The sequence below is a fragment of the Anaerolineales bacterium genome (genome assembly GCA_037382465.1).
In the GTDB taxonomy this organism is placed as follows: domain Bacteria; phylum Chloroflexota; class Anaerolineae; order Anaerolineales; family E44-bin32; genus WVZH01.
The window spans coordinates 40,872-52,898 of record JARRPX010000027.1; the positions used below are offsets into that span (position 1 = coordinate 40,872).

At 57.4% G+C, this 12,027-nt stretch carries 10 protein-coding genes and 1 riboswitch; of the genes, 1 reads left to right on the forward strand and 9 read right to left on the reverse strand.

Annotation, left to right across the window (positions count from 1 at the left end):
* Nucleotides 1-19: 19 nt before the first annotated feature.
* From purQ to P8Z34_08905, 9 genes are all read right to left on the reverse strand, one after another.
* Complete coding sequence (purQ, locus tag P8Z34_08865) at nt 20-769, reverse strand: phosphoribosylformylglycinamidine synthase I (GenBank protein MEJ2550779.1); 750 nt, start codon at nt 767-769, stop codon at nt 20-22.
* Nucleotides 756-3,605: a phosphoribosylformylglycinamidine synthase subunit PurS gene (locus P8Z34_08870; GenBank protein ID MEJ2550780.1), complete on the reverse strand. Its 2,850-nt coding sequence runs from the start codon at nt 3,603-3,605 to the stop codon at nt 756-758. The genes purQ and P8Z34_08870 overlap by 14 nt, the downstream gene beginning before the upstream one ends.
* Nucleotides 3,606-3,802: 197 nt before the next feature.
* Complete coding sequence (locus tag P8Z34_08875) at nt 3,803-4,990, reverse strand: aminotransferase class I/II-fold pyridoxal phosphate-dependent enzyme (protein ID MEJ2550781.1); 1,188 nt, start codon at nt 4,988-4,990, stop codon at nt 3,803-3,805.
* 180 nt (nt 4,991-5,170) lie between these two features.
* Nucleotides 5,171-5,282: riboswitch (SAM riboswitch) on the reverse strand.
* Nucleotides 5,283-5,449: 167 nt separating this feature from the next.
* A complete protein-coding gene (locus P8Z34_08880; protein MEJ2550782.1) occupies nt 5,450-5,824 on the reverse strand; it encodes an ACT domain-containing protein in 375 nt (124 codons plus the stop codon).
* A 124-nt stretch (nt 5,825-5,948) separates the two neighbouring features.
* A complete protein-coding gene (locus P8Z34_08885) occupies nt 5,949-6,665 on the reverse strand; it encodes an HAD family hydrolase (protein ID MEJ2550783.1) in 717 nt (238 codons plus the stop codon).
* 69 nt (nt 6,666-6,734) lie between these two features.
* Nucleotides 6,735-7,619 carry a prenyltransferase gene (locus tag P8Z34_08890; protein MEJ2550784.1) on the reverse strand — a complete coding sequence of 295 codons (885 nt, stop codon included), beginning with the start codon at nt 7,617-7,619 and terminating at the stop codon, nt 6,735-6,737.
* A 121-nt stretch (nt 7,620-7,740) separates the two neighbouring features.
* Nucleotides 7,741-8,181, reverse strand: coding sequence for an SRPBCC family protein (locus tag P8Z34_08895; protein MEJ2550785.1), 441 nt, complete (start codon nt 8,179-8,181; stop codon nt 7,741-7,743).
* Between the two features lie 28 nt (nt 8,182-8,209).
* Nucleotides 8,210-8,674, reverse strand: coding sequence for a hypothetical protein (locus tag P8Z34_08900; protein ID MEJ2550786.1), 465 nt, complete (start codon nt 8,672-8,674; stop codon nt 8,210-8,212).
* A 19-nt stretch (nt 8,675-8,693) separates the two neighbouring features.
* A complete protein-coding gene (locus P8Z34_08905; protein MEJ2550787.1) occupies nt 8,694-10,304 on the reverse strand; it encodes a helix-turn-helix domain-containing protein in 1,611 nt (536 codons plus the stop codon).
* 116 nt (nt 10,305-10,420) lie between these two features.
* On the opposite strand from P8Z34_08905, the gene P8Z34_08910 reads away from it, so the two are divergent.
* Complete coding sequence (locus P8Z34_08910; GenBank protein MEJ2550788.1) at nt 10,421-11,914, forward strand: von Willebrand factor type A domain-containing protein; 1,494 nt, start codon at nt 10,421-10,423, stop codon at nt 11,912-11,914.
* The last annotated feature ends 113 nt before the right edge of the window (nt 11,915-12,027 follow it).

The window sequence follows — 12,027 nt, forward strand, 5'->3', positions numbered from 1 at the left end:
GTAAGATTATGTTGCGGACTTAAGCTATTTTAAGACCGTTCTCAAATAGCTTTAACCCCATAGAACCATTTCCCGCTCGGAGCCAGTGAGGGTGCTGATAGGGATGGATGTGATCCTCGGGATGAGGCATAAGTCCAATCACGTTGCCTTCCGGGTTCGTGATGCCGGCAATGTCGCCTACCGAACCATTGGGATTGGCCGGATAATCACCGTTTGCCGCCTTTCCCGAAGGGTGAACGTAGCGAAATGCAATCTGGCGCTCCGGCAGCACGTCGCCCTGATCCACGATGAAGCGACCTTCGCCGTGCGCTACGGGACAGAGAACCGCATCCAGGTCCTGCAGCCAGAGAGATGGATTGGTCCGATTCCCTTGCAGATGTACCCAACGGCATTCGAAGCGGCCGCTGGCGTTGAACGTAAGGGTCGCGTGCACACCGCCTTGCGGCAGGAAACCCGCCTTGACCAGGGCCTGAAATCCGTTGCAAATGCCGATCACGGGTCTGCCGTCGTCGATGAAGGCGCGCATGAAATCCGCAAACCAGGTTTCGAGGTCGAGGGCAAAGAGACGGCCGGCACCCAGTGCATCGCCGTAAGAGAAGCCTCCGGGAAGCGCAAGCATCCCGAATTCTCGCCAATCGCCATTGCTGCTGCGCAGCGCAGAGAGGGGCATGATGACGACCTCTCCGCCCGCTCTGGCGACCGCTTCCGCAAGATCGCCGTCGCGATTGGTGCCCGGCGCGTGTAATATCAATACTTTAACTTGCGACATCGCTGCTCTTTTTCGTGTAAGCTTGCACGAGATTCTCGACCGGGAGATTGACGATCGTGTTTCCGCCGTGCTCGATCACGAGCCTGGAATCGTCTCGAACGCTCCCAATGTGTAACAGCGGCAGCCCCTCGAAATGGTTTTCGAACGCCGCGGCGTCTTTCTCGGCGACTTCGACGAGCAGACAGCTGTTGGTTTCTGCAAACAGCGCCAGGTTGGCATCGGCGTGCAGATCCGTGAGATCCAGGTTTAGACCCGATCTCCCGGCCAGCGCCATTTCCGCGGCAGCGACTGCCATGCCGCCTTCGCTGAGATCGTGCGCAGCGCGCAGGAGGCCCTCCTGCACGGCCCGATGGAAGGCTGCATATACCCGGGGTGCGTTTTCTGCCAATCCGGGCACCTGCTGGCACGCATCGACGTTTCCGAAATATTCGGCATCGGCCAGTTTCAAAGCGTACCCGCCGAGCAAAGCCGGCTGCCATTGGCCAACGAGGAACATCTGATTTCCTGCAGCTTTCAGATCCATACTCACGGCTTTGCGCACGTCCGGAAGAATGGCGATGCTCGAGATCAACAGCGTCCCCGGAATGGCATGATGCTCGCCATCCTTGCCGACGTACTCGTTGTTCAGGGAGTCTTTTCCCGAGATGAACGGTGTGTCATAGTGAATCGCCGCATCGTGACAGCCCTGCGAGGCGCGGATCAACCCCGCCAATTGTTCCGGATCGCGGGGATTCCCCCAGCAGAAATTGTCCAGCAGGGCGATGCGCTGCGGATCGGCGCCTACGGCAACAGCGTTGCGGACGGCCTCATCGATCGAACTCACGGCCATGGCATAAGCATCGTAACGACTTAGCGACGGCTTCACCCCGTTTGCCAGTACGAATCCCTTCCAACCTTCGGTCTCCAGGGGTTTCAACACGGCCGCATCGGAAGGGCCGTCTCCTAATTCGCCCACCCACGGGCCGACGACAGTGGCGCCGCGCACCAGGTGGTCGTAGCGCCGGATGATGTCCTCATTGGATGCGATGTCCGCGTGCCCGAGCAGCCCCAGGAGCAATTCCTCTGCATTCGAAACGGCGACTGCGCTTCGCGCCTCCTCTTCGACGGTGCTGCTGCCGTTTGCCCGGAAATACGCTTTCAGGCTTCGTTGCGGCCGGCCGTTGTGCAGGAATTCGTTACTCAGATCGATGATCGATGTCTCACCGCAACTGACCTGCAGTCGTCCGCTGGCGACGAATTCACCGACGTCTTCCCACTCGACCCAGTATCGATCACAAAATTCGACCAATGCGGGGACACAGGCCGGTGGGATGGCGAGAACCATTCGTTCCTGGGCTTCACTGAGCCAAATTTCCCACGGCTCGAGGCCGGCGTATTTCAGACGCACGTTGGTCAGATCGACGCGAGCGCCCAATTCTGAACTCATCTCGCCAATCGCGCTGGAGAGGCCGCCGGCGCCGCAGTCCGTAACAGCGTTGTACAACCCGGCGTCCCGGGCGCAAGTCACGACTTCGATCACACCTTTCTCGGTGATCGGGTCGCCGATCTGAACCGCCGATCCGGCGACCTTGCCGGTCTGCGCGTCCATTGGCTGGCTGCTGAAGGTCGCCCCGCGCAAGCCGTCCCGTCCCGTGCGTCCCCCGATGACGATGACGCGATCGCCCGGTTGGGGATTTTTGGGATGCGCATCACGCGGACCAATACCAATCGATCCGCAGTAAACCAGTGGATTGGCCGTGTAGCCCGGATGGTAGAGCACTGCGCCGTTCACAGTCGGCAAACCCAATTTGTTGCCGTAATCCTCTATGCCGTGCACAACCCCCTCGCGAATGCGTTCCGGGTGAAGTACACCTGCCTGCAAATCTTCCCGATTCATGTTGGCGGGACCAAAACACAGCACGTCCGTGCTGGCAATCGGACGATGCGACACGCCCAGCACGTCGCGTACGACCCCGCCGATGCCGGTGTTGGCGCCGCCGAAGGGCTCGATCGCCGAGGGATGATTGTGCGTCTCGACCTTGAAGGAAAGGTCATATTCGTCGTCGAATTCGATCACACCGGCGTTGTCCACGAACGCGGATCGCACCCAGGGCGCGTCGATTTTCTCCGTCGCAGCCATCAGGTACGTCCGCAGGATCGAAAAGATCATGTCCGGGAAATGCTCGGGACGGGTCTGACGATCGAAGCCCGCCTCGTACTCGCAGTCGATCTGCGCTCGAAACGTCTTATGCACACAGTGTTCCGACCAGGTCTGCGCCAGGGTCTCGAGTTCGCCGTCCGTCGCCGGTCGATTCTCGGCGGCGAAATAGGCTTGAATCGCTTTCAATTCTTCCATGTCCAGTGCCAAACGCCGTTCGAGGTTCACCGCCTGCAGTTGGTCTTCATTCATCCCAACCAGATCGATGTACGTCGGGGGGACGATTTCGCCCTCCTGAACGACGAACTCAGGCTGCATCTCGCCGATGGCGTAGCGCTGGATAACGTCGTTGAAGAGAAAGGCCTCGGCGATTTGCTCCATTTCAGCGTGGGTCAATTTTCCTTCGAGTTCGTAGCGCTCTCCTGTGGCGACCGCTTCCACGCCCCCATTCTCGAGACGATGGATGGCGCGCAGGAGCTCGTTGGCCACGTTGTCCGTCACACCGGGCAGGAAACCGACCTCGATCACGCGTACGTTACCTTCTACGGACCGAGCGGACCCGATCGTGTCCGAATCGGACAAGGTGAAGTCGTACTGCTCTGTGACCGGGTCGCAAATCAACCGTTCGGCGATTTCCCTGGGAGCTTCATCCGTGAAACGACCTTTCAGGAAATAAAGATCACGAACTCTGATGGACACGGGTTGGTGGATTCCGATCGAGGGGAGCTGGGACGATAAAACCTCACCGCGTGTTGAGAGCGGTGAGGTGACTTCGATGCGACAGAGGCGCTGTGTAGCGCTTTGTGATCCCGATACAGCCATATCGGGAGTGTATTATACATCAATTCTTTGGCAGGTGTTAATCTACAACCTTAAAATTATTTGTTCAAACAATTTCATTGCTTGAAATCAGCCAAAGCTTGATCCAGATCCGCAATGATATCCTCGGCGTCTTCGATGCCCAGGGCGTAACGCACCAGACTGTCGGATAGACCCGCAGCCTTACGTTCCTGCGCGTCGAGGGAGAACAGCGCCGCAGGTTGTTCGATGATGCTCTCCACGCCGCCGAGAGTCGGCCCAATGTACGGCAAGCGGAGGCGATCGATGAACCGCCCGGTGCCCTCGAAATCGCTGTCGATCTCGAAACTGACGACGCCCCCATGGCCTTCCATCTGCCGTTGGGCGACCTCGTAATCCGGATGACTCGGCAGACCGGGATAGTAGACACGTTTCACTGCGGGATGGGCCTCCAGGTACTGCGCCACTTTGATTCCATTCTCATTCTGGCGCTGGACCCGCAGGGCGAGCGTCTTCAGACCGCGCACCAGTAGATAAGCATCGAGCGGATTGCTGATGCCGCCCATCACGCCGCGTGCGTCCAACACCGGCTGCAGAAGCTTGCGCCCACCGATAACGACGCCGGCGAGCAGATCGTTATGGCCGCCCAAATATTTCGTCGCACTGTGCGCCACGAGGTCGATGCCGAATTCGAGTGGACGAAGATTCATCGGCGTGGCGAAAGTGCAGTCCACCATCGTGGTTATGCCGGATCGCTTCCCCAACGCGGCCACGTGCTCGATGTCCTGAATTCGCAGGTACGGGTTGGTGGGCGTCTCGACGAAAATCAGGCGCGTTTCCGGCGAGATCGCCTTTTCCAGTGCTTGCGGATCTGCGGCAGGCACCATCGTCGAGGTGACACCCCAGTGCGCGAGAAATCCGGTGGCGAAATCGCGGGTCCGGTGATAGCAGTCGAAGGCCATCAAGAGATGATCGCCGGCGGACAAGAGTGCCGCCATGGTCGTGGTGATAGCGCACATTCCACTGGCGAAGAGCAAAGCCTTTTCACCGCCATCGAGATCGGCGAGTTTCCGTTCAGCGACCGTTTGCGTGGGATTGCTGTAACGCCCGTATTCATTACGCACGTTCGCGCTCCCGTTCGATTTGGCGTGCATGAAGTCCAGAATTTCATCCGTGTCGGTAAAGGAATAGGTCGAGGTCTGCACGATCGGCGTCGTCACCGCGCCGAAGGGCTTCGGCCGCTGTTCGCCGGCATGCACGGCACGCGTCGAGTGATGCTGCTTCATGGTTTTTCCTCCTGGTTCATCCGCGATCCAGGCGATCTGCTTGCCAACAGCGGAAACGAAATTCGCCGCAGCAGGCGCGCATTTCCGAGAATCGTCGATTGGTTACAGAGAGGGGAAAAATATGAGAGCCGTCTCAGCCCATCATACCGGTTGAAGCGGCTCTTGTGTGCAATTACGCCACTCTCATCTCCCAGTACCCGCTGAGGGTCTGTCGGAATTGGCACCATAGCAATCGAACTGCTTGGTTGCCGAGGTTTCACAGGGCCGATCCCTCCACCTCTCTGGATGAGTATTTCTCATCGAGTGATATTCAATTGTCCGAGATGATAGCACAAGCGCGGGTTCTCGTCAAACGCCCGATCGAATTTGACGCTGCCCATGCATGCTCCACTACCGCCGCCCGCGATGGAAAAAGGCGGCCGCATCACATATTCCATTCGTTTGTTCGGCGCAGCGAGATTATTCGTCGAGCACGCTGCGGGCGGCAGCGAGATCGTCTGCCCCGAGAACCAGACGCGTGTTCGTGGCCAGATAGGCCAGGTTTAGGTTCACGCCCGCATCGCCGAGTTTCCCCGCGACCTCACCCAACGTTCCCGGCTTGTCTTCCACATCCAGGATCAGCACATCGTTTTCTGCTTTAACCCGGATTCCCGCGCCTCCGAGCGCTTTCCGCGCCGCAGCCGCGTCTTCGACCAGGACGTGGACCTCGCCCTCGCCTGCGACGGTCACGCCGCTCAAGCCTTCGATGTTGACTCCGGCGTCTCCGAGGGCCTTTCCTGCTTTCGCCAATTCCCCAGGACGATCTTCGAGCATGATGGTCAAATCGGTTGCCATGACTCCCCTCCTTCGGTTGATATCGATTGTATGGTCGATCGGATGAATAGATGAGAAAATCGAATCCGTACCCGATTTTAGCTTAGAACATTCCGGCGCATTTTTCAAGCAGCAAGCTGTGCCGTTAATCCGCGGCGAGATCGGCCAACGACGAAATGATCAGATCGGGCTTGACTGCACGCGAGGGCGGCGTCCCATTACCCGCAAGATCGATCCACACCGAGAAGATTCCCAACTTCTGCGGCGCCTCGACGTCCCAGACCAGATTGTCTCCCACCATCCAGGCGTCGTGCGCATCGATTTGGAACGTATCCAATACATGTTTGAAAACGCGTGGATCCGGCTTACCCATGCCCATTTCACCTTCGATAAAGATATGTTCGAAGAACGGCGCGAGATGGAAACGCTCGATCTTGGGACGCTGCTCAGAAGCGTTGCCATTTGTGACCAAGCCCAGGCGAACCCCCAGCCGGTGAAAGCCATCCAGCGTTTCGATCGCACCCGGAACTGGATAGAAGGACGATTTTCGTTCCTCGGTGTAGGCGTCAGCGAGTTCGTATGCCAGTTTGTCGTCATTTCGTCCGAGTGCCGAAAATGCACCCGCCACGACTTCCCGCCGGGCTTTGGGCAAATCCAGTCTGCCGCGCTGATGACGCGCCGAGTCGCTCCAGTATTCTTCGCTGCTGGCCTGGATCGCAGCGAAAAGCCGATCCGCCGAGAGACCATCGATCCCAGGAGCGTAGAGTCCACACACCCGCCGCCAGCAGGGATCGGATGTTGCCGAATGCACGATGATCGTGTCGTCCAGGTCCAACAGCATTACCTGTGGAAACGTATGCATCTATTCCACTACCTCATTGGCGCCGTGTACATCGAACCGGCTTACACCGGGCCATCAGCGAGCAGGATCTCAAATCGATCCCAAGAGTAATCCGATGGCCACCAGCGTGGGTGTGAGCAAGGTAATCTGCACATTTAAACCCCGTACCTGCACGAGTGCTGCGGTGTCATCCGCAAAACGCATCGCACCTCGAATGGCACGCCAGGCGAGCACTGCCGTCAACAATCCGAGCAGCGACCACGCTGGCAGTACACCAAACAACACGGCCAGAAGGATCGAAACGTAGGTCAGGATGAGAAAAGCCGAGTAAATACGAGCGCTCTTCTTCCGGCCGATCACGATGGGGTAATGCCGCCTGCCGACCTCCCGGTCCGCTTCGACATCCGGGAATTGGTTGAGCAGCAGCAAATTGGAAACGAGGAAAAACGGCACGAGGGATGCGACCCAGGCTTCGAGGAGTGCGAAATGCGTTCCGACGACCATGAGGGGGCCGAATCCAATACCTGGGGCGAAGAGACACAGCAGTGGGTAACGCGTGATCCAAGTCGTATAAAAAACAATGAGTACGATTCCGAGTAATCCCAGCGGCAGCAGAGTAAGGCCGCGGATGGTCAAGAAATAAACCCCGATCAATATCGTGATCGCCATACTCACGATCCCCGTCCAAAGTGCATAGAGCGCCACTTCGGGTTTGTGGGGCAGCGTACCGCTGCCGCCGCTGAACGGCGTGCGTTCTGTTTTCGTGTCCAAGAGGCTTTTATAATCGAGATACTCGTTCAATGCGTTGACGCTGATGTTTGCCATGATGGCGCCTACGAAGGTAAGAACTGCGGAAAGAACGCTCACGCTGCCGCTGGTCCAGATAGCCGTTCCGAGTCCCACGAAAACACACGCGGGATCTAGCAGAAGAAAAGGAACCCGCATAGGTCCCAACAGGTCTTTCACTTCGATCATCGTTCCCTCCGGCTATCGATTTTGTAAAATGGCACCGCAGTTACAACACCCAACCTGGAAACGAGGTTGCGTTTGGGAAAAAGGACCGAGTGCATGAAATCTGGCCAGCCGGTGAATGGACTCAGGAACGGGATTCAAGGAATTGCTTGATAGCCTGCAAGCGCTTTTCCCACGTTTGGCGGAAAGCGGCGCCGATGAGCGGCGTAAAGAGCTTCATCACACCCAAAGGATCGATCCACTCGTACACCGTCAAGATCGTCCCCTTCGCGTGCGCCACGAGGGAAATGCGTAAATTTCCCCGCATTCCGCCTCCCTGCCAGATATAGGTAATTTCCCTCTCGGGTTCGAATTGCCGGATTTCCGAGATCATGTTCAGCGCCAACAACGGCAGCATTTGCACTTTCTCACGATAGCACGTTCCAACACCCACCCGCCCGGATGTAATCTTCTGCACCAGGAGCACCTTGGAATCTGCCTCCTGCGGATGGTTTTCAAATTCCTTCATGAAGGCAAACACCGCTGCCACCGGGCGTGCAATGCTGACCGTTCGCCGAAATTCCATGATGGACTCCTTTTAAGGAATCAACACACTAGGGTCCTATATCCGACTCGATCAACGCCAGGAAGAAATCCCCGACCGTCCGCCACAACCACCACGCACCAACGACGATCAGCGTGACGGAAAAAACCAGCCCGGTCAAGAGCGGATAATTTTCTGCGAAAATAGTCATGACCAGGTCCCAGGTCAAACCAGATGGTTCAACGATGTAGAACGCGAGCTGCGTTGCCAGGTGATAGATACTCGCAACAGCAAGAACGAGGCCTGCAACAAACGTGACAAAAGCGATGATCCCATAAACGACGTTCTGCCGCAGGCTAACTTCCCGCGAACTTTCCAGCAGGATCTCATCGACCAACATCTCCGCCTGCGGCCAGGATAAGCCATGTTTTTCGCAAATCGCAAAGAGGATATCGTCCCTGCCGACGCCGCCCGTCGTTCGTGCAACGACGAAATCCTGGATTTCGTCACGATCGAAAGACGACTTTTCTTGCAAAGCGCATCTCCTCGCTGAATTACTCTTCGATTAAAGCCTGCAGCGTCTCTGCGTCGAAAGGATTTCGACCATCTTCAAGTTCTACGATCCACGCCGACCGAGTGGGTCCGAAGTAGAGATAGGCCGGTGGATTGTTGGATGCCAGTGTATCCAGAAAATATTGGAACTCCTGCGCGGCGTCCGTATAGCGGCCCAGGAGCGCTAAAGCCAGCCCGCGGCTGTCGTTGGTGTAGCCGGAGGGATTCATCTCGACGGCCAGGTCACAATGCGGCAGCGCCTCTTCCGGCCTACCCGCCAGACTCATGTACCAACACAACGTATTTTGAAGGTCGGCAGATTTCGAATGCTGCGCCTCGAACTGCAGGAGCAGATCGATCGCCTCATTTTGGTTGCCCGGATCTTGACGGAAGAGCGTGATGGCAAGGTTGATCACCGCAGGTTCGTAACTTTCGTCCTCTGCCGTCGCCACCTGGAAGTCGGCCAGTGCTCGCTCCAGGTCCCCAGCCTGGCCGCGGTTGAGGTAAGCAACGCCTCGGTTGTTATAAGCCGAGATCAATTCCGGGAACTTCTCAACAGCTTCGGAGTAGTATGCGATCACTTCGTTGATATTGGAATCCTCCGCATAATCCTCGATCAAACCCAAGAAGAAATAGATCCGGCCTGCTTTCGAGGCATCTTGCGTATCTTCGATCAAAGCACGACGGAACACTCGTTCGGCCAGATCATAGTGCTGCAGCGACAACTGAACACGCCCGAGCACGTAGAGCGAAAGCCAACGGACGTCTCTGGGCAAATCGGTATTGACGATCGAATTCAATTCCTCCGATGTGGCGATGAGCCAGCGCTGTTCGCTGCTCCCGATCCGTTCCTCGGCAGTCGGTGCGCTGACGATAGCGATAACCCTTCCACTGTCGTACTCCCCCCAGATGACGAGCGAGGCATGAAACTGCTCACCCATGTGCTGCGCCGCCCGCTCGTTCGAAACCGTCTGCGGGAGCAGCTCGATGCGTACGCTTTCGAGTTCGGTTTCATCTAAATCCTGCTGCAGTGCCTCTTGAATACGGCCGGCGATGTTGTAGCCGATTTGTTCGCTGCCGTAGTTGGCAAATTCGCTCACCAGGATCAGCGTCTCGTCTGCCGCGGCCGTATTCGGCCAAAGCGAAGAAGTCGAATCATTCCTGACATCGAAACCGAGTTGGCTGGCTACGTCCCGCCACAATCCACTCAGGGCCAGAAATCCGGCAATCACTACCAATCCCGTGATGAGTATCGTAAGTTTTTTATGCCGCATCACGCGTTGGCGCAGACCGATCAGGAAATTCGAGGGTGCACGCCGGAAAGCATCGCGGAACTGCTTTTCATCTGTGGCGGATCGGGACTGAAGGGCAGAATCCACGCTGCCTTCGGGGTGAAATCCGCCGGCAACCAGCAGTGCATCGCGCTCTTCCGACGAAAGTCGCAGCTTAGATGCCAGTTGAAGCACGTCTTCCCGATTACGGGGCCTGCTGGTCTTGCCCTCCCGCCAACGGAAGATCGTCTGCCGACTCACGCCAAGCCGGCGGGCAATTTCGCTGTCGCTCACACCGATGCGGTCGATGTATTCGGAAACAAGCTGAGAGAAGTTCCTCATCACACCATCGTTGTTGCAAAGAATGTTGCATCAAATGTAACACACCTGGCGCTTGAAGTGTACTGGGGCTTTGGCAGGATGAGGGCAAATTCCAAGATATACCAAGGAGGTCCCCCATGTCCACCCGAAGAAGTCCGAAGACCAAGATGGCTTGTCTCGTGCTGCTGGTCCTGCTGCTTGCCGGCTGCGCAGCGGCGCAGGACGCTTCGAAATCCTACAGCCGGGCGGTCATCAATCAGGGGGAAATTGTGCCTGCCGAGAGGGTACGCGTGCACGAATACTTGAATTACTACGAGCAGCGCTTCCCCGAGCCCATCGATCAACCACTCGGGCTGGATTTGCGTCTCGGCAACACGCACATCCCTACCAGCGGCGGGGAGGTCTGGCTTCAAATCGGCCTGCAAGCACAGAGTTTGGAAACAGAGCCGCGTACGCCCATTAACCTTTCGCTGGTGCTGGACTGCAGCGGCTCCATGAACGGCGACAACAAAATGGAATCCTTGAAGCAGTCGTTGGAAGTCTTTCTGCTGAGCCTGCAGCCAGACGACGTGATCTCGATCGTCGGCTACGAAAACAAAGCCTACGTACTGCGCAGCGCCCAGCCATTGGGCGACGGCCGCTGGGTTCGTAGAGTCATCAGCGGATTATCCCCGGGAGGAAGCACCAATTTACACGCCGGTCTGATGCTTGGCTTCGAAGAGGTCGAGCGCAGCTTCGACATCCGCCGCAACAACCGCGTCATTCTGCTCACCGACGGCATCGCCAACGTCGGCGTGACCAATGCGGAACGGATCGCCGCGGATGCATTGGCCTACAACCAAAAGGGAATATACCTGTCCACGGTCGGCCTGGGCCTGGACATGAACGACGAATTGCTCAACACGCTGGCCGATCAGGGCCGCGGGGCTTACCACTTCATCGACTCGGCGGAGGAGATGGACAAGGTTTTCCGTGAAGAGGTGGATGGCCTCGTCGAGCGGGTGGCCAACGACGTGCGCGTCGGCATTCAGCCGGCGTCCGGTGTTCAACTGAAAAGCGTGAGCGGATACGAAGGTCCGCTCTCCGGAGACGGCGTGCAGGTCGTCCTGTACGACATGGGCGCCGGACAGAGCCAGGTGCTGATTGCCCGCCTGCAGGTCTCTCCACGCCAATCCGGTCAGCAAGCGCTTGCCGAAGTCACCCTGCAGTATACCGACGTGTTCGCCCAACAATCCCGTCAGGTCAGCGGCTGGGTATCCGCCCAGGCCGTGACGACGGATACGTACAATCCCGTCGGCGACATCGAGGTGTACAGAAACGCCACGATCGTGAAAATGGCGGAAGCGCTTAAAACGATCGACGCGCTCTGCGATGCGGGGCTTTACGAGCAGGCGTGGGACATCGCTTACGACATGGAACACGAACTGCGTACGGTCGCCGCATTGGCGGGCGATGCGCAGATGGTGGAAGACGCCGATCTCTTTTCCCGCTACCAGATGACTCTGGAAAACGTCCTGGGGTACGACCCGCTGGAAGCGGATTTCGACGTAGATACGATCTCCTCGCAGGACCAGGATCAGCGCTGGGGAGATCCAGGGAATTCTACGCTTCCCACGATTGACGTGGATTGAAGTAATCAGGACAACGCCAGATCACTTACAAAATACAGACCGGATGGTAAAGATTCACCATCCGGTCTAAAAGTTATCCCAGGCAAAGCTAAGGGTAACCAGTTGATTCACGC

What these genes read in the sequence shown, in the direction of transcription:
- purQ (MEJ2550779.1), bottom strand. Translation starts at nt 769, where the DNA reads ATGTCGCAAGTTAAAGTATTGATATTACACGCGCCGGGCACCAATCGC.
- P8Z34_08875 (MEJ2550781.1), bottom strand. Translation starts at nt 4,990, where the DNA reads ATGAAGCAGCATCACTCGACGCGTGCCGTGCATGCCGGCGAACAGCGG.
- P8Z34_08880 (MEJ2550782.1), bottom strand. Translation starts at nt 5,824, where the DNA reads ATGGCAACCGATTTGACCATCATGCTCGAAGATCGTCCTGGGGAATTG.
- P8Z34_08885 (MEJ2550783.1), bottom strand. Translation starts at nt 6,665, where the DNA reads ATGCATACGTTTCCACAGGTAATGCTGTTGGACCTGGACGACACGATC.
- P8Z34_08890 (MEJ2550784.1), bottom strand. Translation starts at nt 7,619, where the DNA reads ATGATCGAAGTGAAAGACCTGTTGGGACCTATGCGGGTTCCTTTTCTT.
- P8Z34_08895 (MEJ2550785.1), bottom strand. Translation starts at nt 8,181, where the DNA reads ATGGAATTTCGGCGAACGGTCAGCATTGCACGCCCGGTGGCAGCGGTG.
- P8Z34_08905 (MEJ2550787.1), bottom strand. Translation starts at nt 10,304, where the DNA reads ATGAGGAACTTCTCTCAGCTTGTTTCCGAATACATCGACCGCATCGGT.
- P8Z34_08910 (MEJ2550788.1), top strand. Translation starts at nt 10,421, where the DNA reads ATGTCCACCCGAAGAAGTCCGAAGACCAAGATGGCTTGTCTCGTGCTG.